Genomic DNA, 18113 nt, shown 5'->3' with positions numbered 1-18113 from the left:
TTATCTCATTTCAGTCATCATGATGACATCTCTAATAATTTTTGCTGCAAGGAGCGCAGTCCTGTCCGATTGATCATAAGGGGGCGAAACCTCCACAATATCAAATCCAACGATATTGGTTCCCTTAAACAAATGGATGGACTCAAGAAGCTCCCTGGAACTGATTCCACCGGGCTCCGGTGTGCCTGTGCCATTGACATATGCAGGGTCTACAACGTCAATATCAAGGGTTATATATATGGGCTTGTCCTTGATGGTATCTATGACACGGCTTAAGGGCTCAAAAACGTCAATGGTGTACATGTTGGTATATTTTTTTGCATATTCAAACTCATCCCTGGTTCCGGACCTTATCCCAAACTGATAAATGTTCTTTCCGGGCATAAAGTCAACTAAGCGTCTTACAGCCGATGCATGAGAATTTGGACATCCAAGATATCCTTCTCTTAGGTCGGCGTGGGCGTCAAACTGAACCACTATCAGGTCAGAGCCATATTTATCGTATACCTTTTTTATTACCGGAACGCTGATAAGATGCTCGCCTCCGATAAAAAGCGGAAATTTATTGTCGCAAAGTATTTCCTCTGCTGACTCTCCAATAAGTTCAAGGCTTTTATCTACATTACCGAAAGGAAGATCCAAATCCCCGGAATCAAAGAAAGAACACTGGGTTAAATCTCTATCCATGTATATGCTATATTCTTCGATACCTATAGATACTTCCCTGATTTTCTGTGGTCCAAACCTTGTTCCCGGTCTGAAACTACAGGTAAAATCCATGGGAACACCCACCATAACTACGGAGGCATCGTCATAACTGTCGGTACTTGCCATAAATCTTGTCGACAGTGTAGAATTTCCATCTTTTAAACTCATGTTAATACCTCATCAAAAGAAATTTTAAACTATTTCACCAAATCCGCAACAAACTTTGGTAGTGAGAATACCGATTTGTGAATTTGTGGACAGTAATACTTAGTGTCGATATTCGGTATGCTGTCTGTATCGGTTTCTAAAGGATCATACTTCTTTGAACCCATAGTAAAGCTCCAATATCCGCTGGGATATGTAGGAATTGCGCATGTGTAAAGCCTTGTTATCGGGAACAATGACTTAACATCATTAAAGACTTTGGTTATTAGGTCTTTGTGGAAGAAAGGAGATTCAGTCTGTGCAACAAATATACCGTCTTCCTTTAAGGAGTCGTATATTGCCTTATAAAAATCAACGGCAAACAGCCCCACAGCAGGCCCTACCGGGTCTGTAGAATCGACCATTATAACATCAAATTCATTTTTGTGTTCATTTACGTACTTGATACCGTCGCCAACCACTACCTCAACTTTTTTGTCATCCAAAGCGCAGCTAATCTCTGGAAGATACTGCTTGGATACCTCAATAACGCGCCCATCTATTTCACATAAAACCGCCTTTTCAATGGAGGGATGCTTTATTATCTCTCTTATTGCACCGCCGTCCCCGCCTCCGATAACCAGTGCCTTTTTGGGGTTTTTATGGGTAAACAGCGGAACGTGGGTTATCATTTCATGATAGACAAATTCGTCCTCAATTGTGGTCTGAACTGTACCATCCAAAACAAGCATTTTACCGAACTGCTCCGTATCTATGAGTGCCAGTTCCTGATATTCTGTTTTTTCTGTGTGATAGGTCTTCTTTGTTTTGCAAGTAATTCCTACTGAAGAGGTCTGATACTCTGTATACCAAAGTTCCATTCAATTCAACTCCTATTCTATGTGTTTAAATAGCGGCATATATAATTAGCCGTTTACTTCTTATAGCCATTAATATTTTAAATTGGAAATAGTGTTTTGTCAAAACATTATTTTCATATGAGTTAATATGTTAAATACCATAGAAAAGGTGATATATAGGTTATTTGTTAATAATTAAAAAATGAGTTTATCTCCGAGTCAGTTAAGCTTCTCCAAGAGCCTTCATTTAATTTCCCTAAGGATACCTCTCCAATAGAGATTCTTTTGAGCTTTATTACGGGACAGCCTATTTTATCACACATTTTCCTAACCTGCCGGTTCTTTCCTTCGTGTATGGTTATCTTAACCTTGGAGGTCTTGCCATTGCTTTCTAAAAGCTGAAGATTGGCTGGGCTTGTGAGGTAATCATCAATCCATAGGCCCTGTTCAAAGCGTATTATGTCATCCTTCGAAGGAATGCCCATCAAATCGGCCTCATAGACCTTTTTTATCTCATGCTTTGGATGGGTCAGCTTGTAGGTAAAATCGCCGTCGTTACTAAGCAGTAAAAGACCTGATGTATCATAATCAAGTCTTCCTACCGGGAAAACCCTTTCCTTTATATCCTTGACCAGATCCAGCACCGTCTTTCTTCCAAACTGGTCCCTTGCGGAGCTTATGTATCCTACTGGCTTATTTAATGCTATATAGACCTTTCTTTCTTCCATTTTGACCTGTTTTCCGTCAACCTCTATTACGTCATTTAAGGAAACCTTTCTACCCATTTGGGTGACTGTTTCACCATTAACCCGAACTCTACCCTGACTTATCAGTTCTTCAGACTTTCTTCTGGATGCAACTCCGCATTCCGCAATATACTTTTGCAGTCTTATTTCTTCCATAAACAAAACTCAATCCTTTTTGTTAATTCTATTTTGCTTATTTTTATTTTAAATATTATCATAAATGCAGCAGTTTTTAAATCATCCAAATTAGCCTTCTTCAATATCCGCATATAGAAAAAGTGGGCTATTCCCACTTATTCATCTTCCTTAGCGCATTTGGCATTTGCATCATCGGACTTTATTTCTTTTTTTACCTTTAGGTTCTTTTTTACAGAATCCTTTGTTTTTTCAATGAGATCCGGAATCAAATCCAATACCTTTTCCAAGGATGAATTCATGTTTACAGGCAGGAGCTTAATCTGTCCCTGGCCCACAACCATGAATGCCACTGGGTTTATACTGACTCCTCCACCGCTACCGCCTACAAAGGGAAACTTGCTTTCCGGCTTGCTATTGCCATCTTCGGAATTGTCTTCGCTTTCTCCCTCGACTGTACAGCATGAAGAGTATTCTCCTCCCCCTGCCGCAAAACCAAAAGTCACTTTTGAAATAGGTATAATTACTGTTCCATCCGGTGCCTGAACTGCATCTCCTACTATGGTATTTACATCCACCATATCTTTAATGTTTTCCATCGCTGTTGCCATTAAACCTTGAATGGGATGTTCTGCCATGTTAATCACCACCTGGTATTTTATTTTTGCAAAAACTGTATCTTATTTATATACTGCAATACTTTTTTTTACGTTAATAAAACCAACTTTTGTTTTTATTAAGTGCTTAAGTATCATCAAACCTATAACAATAATATAAACAATTTTAACCTTTAATATACAATATAGTTCAAGATTAAACTTTTTTCCTGCGAAGTCCGGCTTTATTTCTACCCTTTTGTCTTTTACAGTCGTGAAATTGTGAAGTATTGAAACAAGAATTCCTACAGCGCTCCATGCTATGCCTGTCAGTATGGCAGTATAAGATGCATTTCCTGTTCCAATCACTGTCTTAAGCTCCAGTCTTTCAATAGATATTCTACATTTTAAATAGTTTAGGATTTTCTTTATAATTTCTTGATTTTTTTCATATTGGCCTTTGGATTTTTCTATGTTTTCTATGATTTTTTTGTAGTCTATAGATACCCCCTTCTTTTTTTTATTTTGCTCATGTTTTTTGTATGTAAACCCGATAGGTCTTTTTAGCACAAAAAAAGACAACACAAAGCGGTCATTCTGTCCGCCTTTGCTATATTCAATCACAATATTTACTTTTAATAAAAGCATCAATACAATTAGAGTAAGAACTATTAATCCAAAAATAATACTATAAAACATTATCACACCTCATTTAGTTATTTTTGCCTATAAAATAAAAAAATACACGTAATTTGTGTATTTTTTTGTGCGATAATCTAAAATATAAAGTTTTTGACGAAAGATTTTTAAAATCCCTGAAATTCTGCTAAATACAAAAAGCCGTTGACAAGAGCCAGTGAAAAAGACACGATACAAAGCCCAATCACTATAAAAACCACAGCAAGTCGCCTGTTTTCACTCATTTTTTCGTGTTCAACACTGCACCCAGTGGTTCGGTCCCAAGGAACATTACCTCTCCTGGTTAGTTCGTAATAGCCGAAAATATAGGATACTGTTGTAAAAATGCCCAAACCCATACCCAGTATCCAGACAAGGATACTTCTTTTCAATGCAGTTTTAAAGTCCGGTATCTCCAAATCATTGGTTCGCACCTTTATTTTTAGCAGCCATTTTCCGGGAGTAGTTCCCCAGGTTGACATTAATTTTGCCTCAGCAAGAGCCCAGATAAAATAGGTCCCCATACTAAGCAAGATAGGTTCAAACATACTCCCAGTGAAAAAAATCAATTGAGTCAATCTTACAATGGTATCAATAATAAATATATCAATAATCCTAGCCCAAAACCTTGCCCATGGCTGAGAACTGAATATACTATAAGACCCTTGCGGGTCAGTTCTTCTATCATATTCTCTCATTTAAATCACCTTAAATTGTTATTTATACCTTTTCTTGTTTTTCGAATTCTGTATCCTGTTTTTCCTGTCCACTATTTTGATTGACTTCTTCCGGCTCCTGAACATCATTTAGTTCAAATATGGGTAAATCCGAATCCGACTTAAAACCAAAGCTTCTGAAAAATTCGTCCGTGGTCTCATACAATACGGGTTTCCCGGGAGCATCCAGTCTTCCGGATTCTCTAATGAGATTTTTTTCAAGGAGTCTTGCAACCGCACTATCTGAGTTTACACCCCTTATCTGCTCAATCCTTGTTTTAGTTATAGGTCTATTATAGGCAATAATTGCTAGGGTCTCAAGGGCGGCTTGGGACAAACCGCTGCGTTGCCTAGGTTCAAAAAGCTGTTTTATATAGTCATAGTACTCAGGCTTTGAACAAAGCTGGTATCCATTATTTATTTCCCTTATGCTAATACCTCGAGAGGGATTATTATTATAGTTTACTATCATATTGTTCAAGACAAGCTTGATTGTCTTTTTGTCAATACCTATAATATTGCTAAGTTTCTCAATAGAAATTCTGTCGCCTGAAGCAAAAAGCATGCCTTCGACTATTCCCTCGAGCTTCTTTAAATCCATTCACATCACTCCAACCCCATATCAGTTTTCAGCTGCAATATTTTCTTCGTCAATATCCTCAAGATCGGTATTCTCACATTTGCAGACCGTAATATCCGCAAACTGCTTTTGCTGTATCAAGGTAATTTTTTTAAGCTTTGCCAGCTCTAGTATAGCGAGAAAACCTGTAACAATTTCAAGTTTGGACCTGGTTTTTGGAGAAAAAAGCTCAGAAAACTTAAATATTGGTTTTTTCAAGAGTGTCCTGATCACATCCCTAATCTTGCTGCGCAGGGAAACCTTTTCATGCTGCAGTATCTGAGTCATTTTTCCGGTATTTTTATTCATTTTTCTTTCATTTCTCTCTATCAACTCAACATAGACCCTCTTTAACTCATCATAAGAGAGTTCTAAAGGCTCATCCTCATGCTTGATGTCAATATCCTCGGGACCTTTGTAGAAATATCGTTCGCTATCCTTTTCCCTTATCTTTAAGATTTCCGTAAATTTCTTATACTTCTTATATTCAATGAGCTTTAGAACCAGCTCTTCCCGAGGATCTAGCTCCTCCTCCTTGTTCTGTTTCGGACTTGGGAGCAAAAGCCTTGATTTAATGTGAAGAAGTGTTGCTGCCATTACCAGAAATTCACTGGCTATTTCCAGATCAAGCTCCTGCATTGCAAAGAGGTAATCCATATATTGGTCCGTTATTTCGTGTATAGGTATATCATAGATATCTATCTGATTCTTTTCTATAAGATGAAACAATAGATCAAACGGTCCTTCAAAGTTTTGTATTTTTATAGTACATGCTTTTGACAACACACTTTCCAAAAAAAATTCACCACCCTTTATAGGCCTGTCGGAAAAAGGCTAAATAAAATCTATTCTCATAGCTTTTCTTACGTCTTCCATAGTTTGCTGAGCAATTTTTCTGGCTTTTTCATTACCGTTTGCAATAATCTCTTTGACCATACCGGGATTTTCCAGTATTTTCTGTCTTCTTTCATATATAGGTCCAAGATGCTCTACCATTTTGTTTGCAAGGTTCTTCTTGCATTGCACGCAACCTATCTTGCCGCCTCTGCACTGTTCTTCAACTTCAGGTACTTCAGCCTCATTGAATACCTTATGAAAGGAAAATACCGTACACACCTCGGGATGGCCGGGGTCATCCTTCTTAATTCTTGCAGGATCGGTTATCATTGTGCTTACTTTTTTCCTCACTTCATCGGGACTATCAGACAGAGCTATGGTATTGCCATAGCTTTTGCTCATCTTTCTGCCATCGGTTCCGGGCAATACCTTTGCCTTTGTCAAAATGGCCTGAGGCTCGGGAAATACTTCATCGAACAAATAATTAAATCTCCTTGCGATCTCCCTGGTCAACTCAAGATGTGGAAGCTGATCTTCTCCTACCGGCACAAAACCGGCCTTATAAATCAATATATCAGCAGCCTGAAGGCACGGATATCCTAAAAATCCGTAGGTAGTAATATTCTTATCCTTCAATTGATTGAGCTGGTCCTTGTATGTCGGGCAACGAAGCAACCATGAAAGAGGCGTAGTCATGGAAAACAGCAAATGCAGTTCTGCATGCTCTTTTATGCTTGACTGCAAAAATATTACGCATTTCTCAGGGTCCAGCCCCGCACTAATCCAATCTATAACAAGGTCATTTATATTATTCTTAATTTCTGAGGTATCTTCATATCCTGTTGTAAGGGCATGCCAATCGGCTACAAAAAAATAACAATCATAATCATCCTGAAGCTTTACCCAGTTTTCCAGGGCACCGAAATAATTGCCCAGATGCAAAGCTCCAGTAGGTCTCATGCCGCTTAATATAGTACCTTTTTTCACTAAAACTTCACTCTCCCGTATAATAAATCTTGTCATGCGATTCTTACAATAATAAATTATATCTTTTTTTTATATTAAAGTCTAATCATATTTTTTATACAATCAGCTTCATTATGGGTACAATTACAAAGAATATGGCACTTTGCACCACATCAATAACCGGCGTAATTATTTTGCCAAGCCATCCGGTATAGGACAATACTACCAATATAATAAAAGCTGCATTGCGATATTGCATAACCTTAAAATAATATTTTGATGGCAAAAAAGCAGTAAATACCTTAGAGCCATCTAGAGGAGGCAAAGGCAGAAAATTAAAAACAGCCAAAATTGTATTCATAAAAAAACCATAGGAGGCAAAATTATAGATAATCACTACTGGACTTAGTGGGTTGTCCTCCAGTGGAAAATACTTTAAAGTCACAAAAGTAAGGGGAATAGCAAAAAGTACTGCCAGAATCAAATTGGAAAGAGGTCCTGCCAGACTTACAAGGAGTGTACCGGTCTTTTTGTTTTTAAAATTAGACGGATTTATAGGGACAGGCTTTGCCCATCCTATAAAGCTGATTAATATCATTAAAGTACCAAACAAATCAAGATGCTTTAATGGATCAAGAGTAATTCTTCCTTTGTCTTTGGCGGTTGAATCCCCTAAACGATAGGCTATATACGCATGTGCCGATTCATGAACCGATATAGAAAAAGCGAAAACCATGAACCAATAAATTATCAACTCCGGATTATTTTGAAATTCTTGGAATAACATTTCCTTCTCCCTTATTATTACTAATTATTTTCTTTGCTAATTATTCTCTTAAGGAACTCCAGCTCATCTTTATAAGTTTGTAAGCTACCATTGAGTTTTGCTGCGAGCACCTCTTCAAGAAGTAGCTTATACTCGGGTCCGGGCTTCACGCCCAAATCCCTTAAATCCTTACCGGATATATATGTCTTGATATTTTTGAGGTTATTTATATACAGGATTATTCTGTTGATTACTTTTTTCTCACCGCTTATCATGCATAATACGAGGAGAATCTCTATCGATAATCCCTTTAACTCATTATAAACATCATAATAAGATATATCAACATTTCCGGACAAATTTGAAAGCACCCTGTCTCTTACTTCGATGAGCTTCAATATTTCTTCCTTGTATTCTTTTGTAAGTCTCATGTTCTCCGATGACTTAGCGGCATTTTCATGATCCATGTTTGAATGAAGAATTAATAAATACAAAAGAGTCCTGTCTGGAGACTCTGGGTGATTTAGCTTTTCACTAAAGTAAGCAAAATCTTCTTCGGCATTTCTTAAAACCTTTTTTAAGTCATTAGTAAGCATGATCTGGGGATAGACCTTTTTTAGTATGTGCAATTGCTCCATTCTTTCCAAAATGGCGGGAATATTGCTTTCCTTTAGCATTGAAAAGAGCTCGAAGTTTATCCTTTCATGACTTACCTTGCCAAGAATACCGGATTCTATTGCCTTTATCGCAAATTCTTCGGTTTTCTCCTCCATTCTAAAGTCATACCTTTGTTCGAATCTTATTGCCCTGAATACTCTTGTAGGGTCTTCCACAAAGCTCAGGTTATATAATATCCTTATAAGCCCCATCTGAAGATCCCTTCTGCCTCCATAAAAGTCTACTATATTGCCGAAGCCGGATTTATTAAGCTTTATTGCCATGCTGTTTATGGTAAAATCCCTTCGGAATAGATCATCCTTTATAGTCCCCCCTTCAATAACGGGAAGGGACGCAGGATATTCATAGTATTCCTTTCGGGCCGTTACCACATCAATCTTAAAGTCATCTTCCAAAACCACCACTGCAGTACCGAACCTATCGTGCTTTGTAAGGTGAGCACAATAATAGTCTGCAAGTTTTTCGGAAAATCGCAGGGCATCTCCTTCTACGACAATATCAATATCTAGATTTTCGACTCCAAGTATAATATCACGTACAAAACCCCCAACAACATATACGCTTAAACCCTCATCATCTGCAATTCTGCCGGCTTCAACGAGAAGATTCTTTACCTTTTGAGGAAGGGCATTTATCTTGTCCGAGAGATTATGATTTCTCAAGTTTAAACTTTGACTGTCAATATAGTTCTTTTTGTACCACCGAGGTGAGTTTTCACCAAAGAACGTGGCTATAATATCCGATCTGGTAACAATCCCTAAAAGCTTGTTTCCACATACCACCGGAAGTCTTCCGATGTTGTGCTCAACAAGCAGATCCTCAATGGTTTTGATCGAGGTTTCCGGAGATATTGTAATCACGTTTTTTGTCATATAAGCTCTGACAGGAGAGCTTCCAAAGCCGTGCAAACGTGCTTTTTCAATATCCCTACGGGATATAATTCCGCAAAGAATGCCATCCTTTACCACCGGAAGTCCGGAATGACCGTATCTTAGCATTACCTTGCTGGCTTCATCTATACTGGAATCAAAAGAAACTGTTTTAACCGGTGAGCTCATTATATCCTTAGCTCTCTCCATCGGTCGAATATTTTCCTTAAGAATTTTTATAAGAGAGCTTGAGATCTTGTCAAGGTCCGCTTCATCGGATTTGCCCGAACCTGCGCCCGGATGGCCTCCGCCGTTGAAGAAAGTCATTGCCTGACCTACATCAATTTCATCTTCAAGGCTTCTTCCGATTATGTATGTTTTATTGTCCATTCTGAGAATGGAGAAGAAAGCATCATAATCTCTTTCTTCCAGCAGCTTTCTAGTGAGAAAAGCCGCATTATCCACGTAGTCCTCAACCTCTACCGCGGAAAAAGCAACCTGAAAACCATTTATATCAATAACTCTGATGTTTTTGCTCATCTTTTCCAAGAGAACCTGCTGATTCAAACTCAAAGGATTTGTCATATAGTCCTCTATAACCTGCAAATTGACTCCCTTAGATAAAAGGAAAGCTAGAGTATATGCATCCTTTGAAGTAGTACCCGGCAATGTCAAACAGTTTGTATCGGCGTATATTCCCAGAGCCATAACTGTTGCTTCCAATGGAGAAATTTCAATATTGAGCTTTTCTATCTCTCCGGCAATCAGAGTTATACATGCTCCTACGTCTTCGATAGTCACTTTTTGTGCCTTAATCATGTTTTCGCTCAGAGGATGATGGTCATACACAATTATCTCAATATCAGGCCTGTCAAGTAATTTGACAAAAGATTTTTCAAGCCTTGATTTTGAATTTGTGTCTACAACAATTATTCTTTCAACCTGTTCTAGGTCTATGTCTTTTGCAGACAAAAAATGGAATGAGTCTCTGTATAAGTTTAGAAACTTTCTTACATCTTTTCCAATAATCCCGGGAAGAACCATGACAGCATCGGGATAAAGCTTACTTGCCGCCAACATGGATGCAAGACAATCAAAATCACTATTTACATGGCCTGTAATAATATCCATTTTCATCTCTCCACAAAATATCCTTTTCTTATGTATCTCGTCAGATATTGTACGATTTTATATGATTCATTATAACAGAATATATAGAAAAAGAGCACAAAATTTGAAATGTGCTCTCCATCTTCTTTATATTAATCTATTAACGTTTATTAAGCTTACAGATCTTCAGGCAGAATGTCGTTTCGTATTATATCGTTATAATCTTCCCTTTTAACAATAACTCTCGCCTTGCCGTCTTTCACAAGAACAACTGGAGGTCTTGGAATGCGGTTGTAGTTGCTGGACATGGAATAGTTGTATGCCCCAGTGGCCAAAATTGCCAGAATATCTCCCTCTTCTGCTTCGGGAAGCATAACATCTTTACCGAGTAAATCTCCGGATTCGCAGCACTTGCCTGCAATTGTCACCTTATCTGTTTTCATTGCGTCAGCTTTATTGGCAATAACGCCTTCATACTTTGACTGGTAGAGGGCATATCTTGGGTTGTCGGTCATTCCGCCATCGACGGCGATATATTTTCTTACACCCTTGATATCCTTAATAGTGCCGATTCTATACAGTGTTATCCCTGCCGATGCAACGATGGATCTGCCCGGCTCCATCACTATAAACGGAAGCTTTATTCCCTTATCTTCGCACACGCTTTTTACAACTTTTGAAACTGACTTTATATACTGATCATATTCTATGGGGTCATCCTCTTGGGTGTATTTTATACCAAAGCCTCCTCCAAGATTGAGCTCTTCAATCTCTACCCCCAGTTCTTCCTTTATCTTCGAGATAAAGGTCAGCATTACCTTTGCGGCTTCCTCAAAGGGACTGAGTTCGAAAATTTGAGATCCTATATGGCAATGCACTCCAACCACTTTGACGTTGCTAAGCTTTACAGCTTCACTTATTATTTCCATTGCCTCACCGTTTTCAATGGCAACACCAAATTTGGAGTCAATCTGTCCAGTCTGGACAAAGTCATGAGTATGAGCATCAATTCCAGGCTTTATTCTAAAGGAAATATTTACTGTCTTACCTTTTTTTGCAGCAATTTCGTTTATATGAAGAAGTTCCTGCCTGTTATCCACCACTATCCTTCTGATATTGCTGTCAATCGCCAATTCCAATTCGCTAATGGTTTTATTGTTTCCGTGAAAGTAAACCCTATCCATAGGAAATCCAGCTTTAATCGCAGTGTACAGTTCTCCGCCCGATACGACATCCAGTCCAAGGCCCTCCTGCTGAGCAATCTTGCACATTGCCATTGTACATAATGCCTTACTGGCATAAAGTACTAGACCTTTTCCGTCGTAGTAGCTGTCCAACGCATTTTTATATATACGGCAATTCTCCCTTAAAAGACTTTCATCCATTACATATAAAGGAGTTCCGAAGTTGTTTACAAGATCAACACAATCACATCCGCCGATTTCAAGGTGATTTTTACTGTTAACCCTTAACGCCTTTGAAACGAACATATTCTCCACCTTCCACACTTATATTAATCAATAATCCGATTTGAATTCAAATATATGCAAATATCTCTTTATAGAATGATATACATAATCGTAGCATTAAAATTTGCAAGAGTCAATATAAAATCCTGCAAATATTCTATGAATTGCTTATTTATAGCCCTTCGCTTATTAAAGCTTTGTACAAAACAATTGTAATAATTTTCTATTAGACATAATAAATTATAGTAATACGAATTTAATGGAGATGATATGTTATGGTCAAAAGACTTCGTATTATATCTTTGATTTCATTCATACTTGGAACAGCATTAATAATGTCTGCTTCTTATTTTGAGTTGTTTTTTCCCCCTAAAAACGCGTTTTATCTAGGGATATTCGGTGATATTATTCTTACAGGAATAAGAAGTGTGGGAGTATCACTTATTACATCCACTTTTATCAACGTGGTAAAATTCTGGGTGGAATCTACAGAAACACTGGTTAAGTATGATTTTGTAAACAGGTTGACAAAGGATGAAATGAAGGATTTAAAAGCGAAAATTGAGACGGAGCTGTATTTTAGAGATAATAATCACGATAAGGATAATTTCTATAATTTCTTTGAGAGAGAATTATCTTCACTTTTAAATGAATGCTATTATAAGAGCTACAGAACAAAAATTGAATGTCATATTTATGAAAACTATATATCCAAGACCATAAGAAAGAAGTTTGAGATTGTAAATCCGTCAAAACGTGAATGCAACATAAAAATACCCTTTGGTGCAGAAATGCAAAGGGTCGAACAAGTGGAAAACGACAGATTGTACCAGATTAAGAGATTCGTTGTTAATACCGATGACTTCACCAAAGACATCAATGAGAGAATTCGTATTTTGGACAATTGCCCTGAAAACAGCGATGCATACTGCATTAAAGTACATACCTTTTGGGACATAAAAGTAAAAAAGAAATGTACTATAGATATGGTTATTGAAACAATTGTGCCTTTAAATGATGTGTGCTTTTCCAATAAGATAACCCGGCCTTGTAAAGATTACAATGTTATTTTTATATTAAACGACCCTTCTTATCAAATATCATGGCATAGCTTCGGATTTATGGGAAATCATAAAGACAGAATTATTGAAGAACCAATGGATAATGGACTGGAAATAGGTTTTAAGGACTGGATTCTTCCCGGAGATGGTGTTGTAATTTCTATAACCCAATGTGAAAAAAAGAATGTTTAAAATCTGAAGATTTGTGTCAGAATAAAGTATAAAGTAACTTAAGACAAACACTCAAGTTTTTGAGAAGAATATACTGATAATGAAGGGAGTTGTTTCGCATGTCGGAAAGAACAGTGAATTTATTGATTGAGAGGACTGTAAACTAAATACCGATACATAAAGATCTCCGATAAGGAAGATTTTTATTTGTCCTCTTGGAATGAAATGAAAGACGCCAAAGAGAAGGTACTCGATGTCCCAAGCTTTTATTTGCATAAATTTGTGCCTCAACAGGTCGTACTCTTTAGACCTGCGAGGCACAAATAGAAAAGTTATTTTATTTACCTTTATCTAATAAAACACCAATTAATAATCCTTATCCTTTAATATAACGTCGTGAGCTCCACCTTCTATTATGCTTGTGGAAGACACGAGAGTTAACCTTGCAGTTTCCTGAAGCTCACTTATGGAAGCTGCACCGCAGCTTGACATTGTAGCTTTTATCTTATTTAGTGTAATTTCAAGGTTATCACTTAGTTTACCTGCATAGGGCACGTAGCTTTCCACGCCTTCTTCAAATTTCATGTTGGAGCTATCTCCTCCATGGTCATAGCGTTGCCAGTTTCTAGCTCTGTTTGAGCCTTCTCCCCAGTATTCTTTAACATAACCGTTTCCGCTCTTAACCTTCTTTGTTGGACTTTCATCGAATCTTGCAAAATATCTTCCCATCATTACGAAATCAGCACCCATTGCCAGTGCCAAAACAATGTGATAATCGTGAACAATACCGCCGTCAGAGCATAAAGGAATATAAACACCGGTTTTTTCAAAATATTCATCCCTTGCTTTTGCTACCTCAATAACAGCCGAAGCCTGTCCTCTTCCTATTCCCTTCTGTTCACGAGTTATACAGATAGAGCCGCCTCCGATTCCGATCTTTACAAAATCAGCTCCTGCTTCTACAAGGTACAAGAAACCTTCTTTGTCAACCACATTTCCTGCCCCTACTTTTATATCGTATTTTGATTTAATAAATTCTAAAGTGTTTTTCTGCCATACGGAGAATCCGTCAGATGAGTCAATACACAGCACGTCAGCTCCTGCCTCTACCAATGCCGGTACTCTTTCTTCATAATCCCTTGTATTTATTCCTGCTCCAACCATAAGCCTTTTGTTGTTATCAAGCAATTCATACGGATTTTGCTTATGATCGTCATAGTCCTTCCTGAAAACGAAGTAGTGAAGCTTTTGATCTGCATCAACGATAGGAAGACAATTGAGTTTATGAGCCCATATTATATCATTTGCTTCACTTAAACTGATACCCAAGTTACCTACAACAAGCTTTGAAAAAGGTGTCATAAAGTCCTTTACTTTTCTATCTAAAGGATCTCTGCTTATCCTATAGTCCCTTGTAGTAACTATTCCAAGAAGCTTGCCGGATGATGTGCCGTCGTCTGTTATTGCAATAGTGGAGTGTCCGGTTCTACTCTTTAAATCAATAACATCCTTTAACGTACTATCGATTGTAAGATTGGAATCACTCACAACAAATCCCGACTTATATTTTTTGACCTTTTTAACCATCTCAGCCTGATTTTCGATTGATTGAGACCCATATATAAAAGATAATCCGCCGCATCTGGCAAGAGCTATTGCCAGCGTATCGCTAGACACTGACTGCATAATGGCAGACACAATCGGAATATTCAGTTTTAGATTACAGTCATCACCTTTTTTGAACTTTGCCAAATTTGTGCTCAGGTCTATATTATTCGGAGTACATTTCTCCGTTGTAAGGTTTGGTATTAATAAGTATTCACTAAAAGTTCTTGATACATCATTATAGATGTAAGCCATGCTCTCTTTCCTCCTCATATAAATTTAAGATATTTTATATCATTTTTTGACGAATGTCAAAGATTTTTTACAGCTTATAGATTACAATTAGTCTTGTCCCATCAGATTATCAAGACTATGCATGTATTCTTTATAATTTACATTTTCCATGTAATTGACAAACAAAAGCTCGTTAATTCCTTTATTATGGATAAAATCAATAACATCCATTCCTATTGTATTAAAATCATAAAATCTTGGGTCAATAACGTATATTTCTTCATAATGAGGAAGCAGGAAAGGCACAAAACTGTTGCCATAGGAATCCTTTATAACCAGAAGCTTTTTGCCATTTTTATTGTCTGTGCTGATAACTGCCCATGTTGAGTCTCCACTGCTTAAAAACACCAAATATTTGTCCAGCTTTGTATCAGCGTATTTCATATCTATAATTTCTGCTTCGTCACATTCATTGTAATGGTGCATCTCGTATTTGTACTTCACAAACGGCTTATATGCATAGATGGTATCGGGGTTCTTCTCAATGCTTTTGTCCCGGGTTTTGGCATAGGTGCTGCCCAGAAAATTATCAATTTTTACTTCTTCGTAATTTTCCAAAGGTACAGGCTCTTCACCCTTTGTCTCCATAAAAGCCCTGTATGCGTAATATGCCCCTAGCGCCGTCCAGTGATGATCACTTCTGAAATAAATATACTCGTCCTTATGTTCATTTAATATATCATATGCATTTACTGCAGTTATTCCATTGGTAAATTTTGTGCTCAAATATCCTATTGCATTATTCTGGGAATCTGTTATCCCCTTATATTGTCTAAGCTGTACAAATTCACTGTTTGTAGGTGCAATCAGTGAATATATCGGCATTTTATTTCCAAGTCTGGCGTAATACTCATTCAAAACATCAGCATAGTAATTAAAGCTTTCTTTGTTGAACTTAAAGAGTTCTACAGCTTTTCCGTCAATAACAAGCCAATATCCTACACCATCACTTTCATTATACTGCTTCTGTGTGGGGATGGGCTGCGGGGACTCTTGCGGTTCTTCGATATTTATTCCCTCATTTGTGGATTCGGGATTTTTTTGATTGTTACTGCTTTCATCAGTATTTTGATTATCCGGTGCGGTATTATATTCTTTTGACTTGTCGGAAACAATAATCTTTACGTCTGAGCCACTAAAAAACATTGATTGTTGAATGTTACTACTTAATTGTAATATATTATCCCTAAAAATGAAAGTATCGTTATAATACTCATTGTAGTCAGTAAAAAAACTTCCGTCTGCCAATGCAGCCAATGTGAAATCAGGCTTTTTCTTCAATGCTCTATTTTCCAATTCTGATACCTCGGGCTTATTTATAACCGCAAAATTTGCTATTCCCAAAATAGAGATTATGAGCAAAAATGCAATGGTATCTATTTGCATCTTTTTCATGATTATACCTCCCACCAATACTGTAAACTTGTTAAATCCGTCCTAAAACTTAAAGTAAAGGAATGGATTATATGATTGACCGACCATTAGAACAATTGACAATATCAAAATTGCAATATTTACGGTGGATTTTATCAATTGGTCAACTGTATAAACCCCTATTTGTTTTTTGCTTAAGACTTCTTTTATACGATCAAAAAGCACTTTTGCAACCGGTGTACACGCAATCAATGAAATTACAATAAAAACCATGTAGTTCTTAAGGAAAATGGATATCTCAGGACTCCACCAGGATGAAGCGTTTATGCCAAACATGATGCCTATGAATTGAAAGGCCTCATTTATGTCCGTATGGTAAAAGAATACCCAGCCCATCAGTATTGCAACTATAAAATATACTCTCCATAAAAACTGGGGTATTTTTTCATTTTGAAAAGCAAGAACTTTTCGAGTATAAGCAGTACAAAGAAATACAATCCCCACACAATGAAGTTCCAGCTAGCACCATGCCAGAGTCCTGTAAGGAACCACACCACCAGTATATTTCTTATTTGATGCTTTCTGTTTCCTCCAAGAGGAATGTATACATAATCCCTAAAAAATGAGGATAATGATATATGCCATCTTCGCCAAAACTCAGTAGCGGATTTTGCAATATAGGGATAATTAAAGTTTTCCTTATAATTGAAGCCGTACATTTTGCCCAGCCCGATTGCCATATCTGAATAACCTGAAAAATCAAAGTATATTTGTATAGCAAACAATAGAATTCCAGCCCATGCACCTATTACCGGAAGGCTTGAATAATCCATGTCCAGGAAGGCTTTAGAGAATTCGCTTGCCTGGTTTGCAATGATGACTTTCTTGCCAAGGCCAATAATAAAGCGGCTTACACCACTGTTAAAGGATTCCATGGATAGTTTCCGTTTCTCAATATCCTGCTCAATATCTTTATACCTTACAATAGGGCCTGCTACCAGATGATGGAACAATGATACATACAATAAAAACTTGAAGGGAGACTTTTGTGCTGCCACCTCTCCCCGGTAGATATCCACTAAGTAAGATATTGTCTTGAAGGTATAAAAGGATATACCAATCGGAAGACCTATGTTTATGATTGGTATATTGACCCCTAGCAAATCATTCAGGTTCTCAGCAACAAATCCAAAGTACTTAAAAAATCCAAGAATAAGAAGGTTTACCGCAATGGATATGGCCATTATCCCTTTGCCCTTCAAACTGTCCCGATGCTTGTCCAGAAGTAGTCCGCCAAAATAGTTGAACAATGCGTTGAAAAGCAAAACAACAATCCATATCGGCTCTCCCCAAGCATAAAAAATAAGGGATGATACTATGAGTATCGTATTCCTATAGGTATTGTTGTTGACTAAGTAATACAGAAGAATATTAATCGGTAAATGTAGAGCGACAAATTGTTTTTCCCTGTTAGATTGCTAAAGCGTCAAATTAAAATTACTTTTACCTATAAATCAAGAAAATAATCTGCTGAAAAATACATCAAAATACCATCTGATCTATTGCCAAATCCCAAAAGTATATTATCATAATATAAAAAGAGAAAGAGTCAGTTTTGCTTGGCCACTTAACACTCTTTCTCCTGCTAATATGCTTAGAAAAGCACACCCACAAGATTATGATAAGATTATTTTCAATATTTTGCAAGCTA

At 37.2% G+C, this 18113-nt stretch carries 17 protein-coding genes; 1 reads left to right on the top strand and 16 read right to left on the bottom strand.

Features of this window, described 5'->3' with window-relative positions; translation table 11 throughout:
* From speB to lysA, 12 genes are all read right to left on the bottom strand, one after another.
* Window positions 1-876 (bottom strand): agmatinase, encoded by an 876-nt coding sequence (gene speB, locus EFD62_RS12775; protein ID WP_128706234.1) that lies wholly within the window; start codon window positions 874-876, stop codon window positions 1-3.
* A gap of 29 nt (window positions 877-905) precedes the next feature.
* Complete coding sequence (gene speE / locus EFD62_RS12770) at window positions 906-1733, bottom strand: polyamine aminopropyltransferase (protein ID WP_069193785.1); 828 nt, start codon at window positions 1731-1733, stop codon at window positions 906-908.
* 167 nt (window positions 1734-1900) lie between these two features.
* Complete coding sequence (locus tag EFD62_RS12765; protein WP_069193786.1) at window positions 1901-2614, bottom strand: pseudouridine synthase; 714 nt, start codon at window positions 2612-2614, stop codon at window positions 1901-1903.
* Window positions 2615-2751: 137 nt separating this feature from the next.
* Window positions 2752-3231 (bottom strand): GerW family sporulation protein, encoded by a 480-nt coding sequence (gene ytfJ / locus EFD62_RS12760; RefSeq protein WP_069193787.1) that lies wholly within the window; start codon window positions 3229-3231, stop codon window positions 2752-2754.
* Between the two features lie 42 nt (window positions 3232-3273).
* The gene (locus EFD62_RS12755; RefSeq protein WP_069193788.1) at window positions 3274-3888 is read right to left on the bottom strand and encodes a DUF2953 domain-containing protein; all 615 of its coding nucleotides are present in this window, start codon (window positions 3886-3888) and stop codon (window positions 3274-3276) included.
* Window positions 3889-3995: 107 nt separating this feature from the next.
* Window positions 3996-4565 (bottom strand): RDD family protein, encoded by a 570-nt coding sequence (locus tag EFD62_RS12750; protein WP_069193789.1) that lies wholly within the window; start codon window positions 4563-4565, stop codon window positions 3996-3998.
* Between the two features lie 22 nt (window positions 4566-4587).
* Window positions 4588-5184: an SMC-Scp complex subunit ScpB gene (gene scpB / locus EFD62_RS12745; protein WP_069193790.1), complete on the bottom strand. Its 597-nt coding sequence runs from the start codon at window positions 5182-5184 to the stop codon at window positions 4588-4590.
* A gap of 21 nt (window positions 5185-5205) precedes the next feature.
* On the bottom strand, window positions 5206-5997 hold the full coding sequence (locus tag EFD62_RS12740) for a segregation and condensation protein A (RefSeq protein ID WP_069193791.1): 792 nt from the start codon (window positions 5995-5997) through the stop codon (window positions 5206-5208).
* Between the two features lie 39 nt (window positions 5998-6036).
* Window positions 6037-7062 carry a tryptophan--tRNA ligase gene (gene trpS / locus EFD62_RS12735; RefSeq protein WP_069193792.1) on the bottom strand — a complete coding sequence of 342 codons (1026 nt, stop codon included), beginning with the start codon at window positions 7060-7062 and terminating at the stop codon, window positions 6037-6039.
* A gap of 58 nt (window positions 7063-7120) precedes the next feature.
* Window positions 7121-7792, bottom strand: a complete 672-nt coding sequence (locus tag EFD62_RS12730) for a site-2 protease family protein (protein WP_069193793.1) — start codon at window positions 7790-7792, stop codon at window positions 7121-7123.
* A 20-nt stretch (window positions 7793-7812) separates the two neighbouring features.
* A complete protein-coding gene (locus EFD62_RS12725; protein ID WP_069193794.1) occupies window positions 7813-10449 on the bottom strand; it encodes a CBS domain-containing protein in 2637 nt (878 codons plus the stop codon).
* A 155-nt stretch (window positions 10450-10604) separates the two neighbouring features.
* Window positions 10605-11918, bottom strand: coding sequence for a diaminopimelate decarboxylase (lysA, locus tag EFD62_RS12720; RefSeq protein WP_069193795.1), 1314 nt, complete (start codon window positions 11916-11918; stop codon window positions 10605-10607).
* A 254-nt stretch (window positions 11919-12172) separates the two neighbouring features.
* Between lysA and EFD62_RS12715 the strand changes: the two genes are divergently transcribed.
* Window positions 12173-13150 carry a hypothetical protein gene (locus EFD62_RS12715; RefSeq protein WP_069193796.1) on the top strand — a complete coding sequence of 326 codons (978 nt, stop codon included), beginning with the start codon at window positions 12173-12175 and terminating at the stop codon, window positions 13148-13150.
* A 345-nt stretch (window positions 13151-13495) separates the two neighbouring features.
* On the opposite strand, the gene EFD62_RS12710 is transcribed toward EFD62_RS12715, so the two are convergent.
* From EFD62_RS12710 to EFD62_RS12700, 4 genes are all read right to left on the bottom strand, one after another.
* Entirely contained in the window at window positions 13496-14989 is a 1494-nt protein-coding gene (locus tag EFD62_RS12710; protein ID WP_069193797.1) for an IMP dehydrogenase, read from the bottom strand.
* An 87-nt stretch (window positions 14990-15076) separates the two neighbouring features.
* Window positions 15077-16423, bottom strand: a complete 1347-nt coding sequence (locus EFD62_RS12705; protein ID WP_069193798.1) for a DHHW family protein — start codon at window positions 16421-16423, stop codon at window positions 15077-15079.
* A 42-nt stretch (window positions 16424-16465) separates the two neighbouring features.
* Complete coding sequence (locus EFD62_RS18080; RefSeq protein WP_235832651.1) at window positions 16466-16798, bottom strand: MBOAT family O-acyltransferase; 333 nt, start codon at window positions 16796-16798, stop codon at window positions 16466-16468.
* Between the two features lie 11 nt (window positions 16799-16809).
* Window positions 16810-17727, bottom strand: a complete 918-nt coding sequence (locus tag EFD62_RS12700) for an MBOAT family O-acyltransferase (RefSeq protein WP_235832650.1) — start codon at window positions 17725-17727, stop codon at window positions 16810-16812.
* Window positions 17728-18113 lie beyond the last annotated feature (386 nt).

This window comes from Acetivibrio mesophilus, assembly GCF_004102745.1.
GTDB lineage: Bacteria > Bacillota > Clostridia > Acetivibrionales > Acetivibrionaceae > Hungateiclostridium > Hungateiclostridium mesophilum.
The sequence above is the reverse complement of the archived record's forward strand: the minus strand, read 5'-3'. Positions and strand labels throughout refer to the sequence as shown.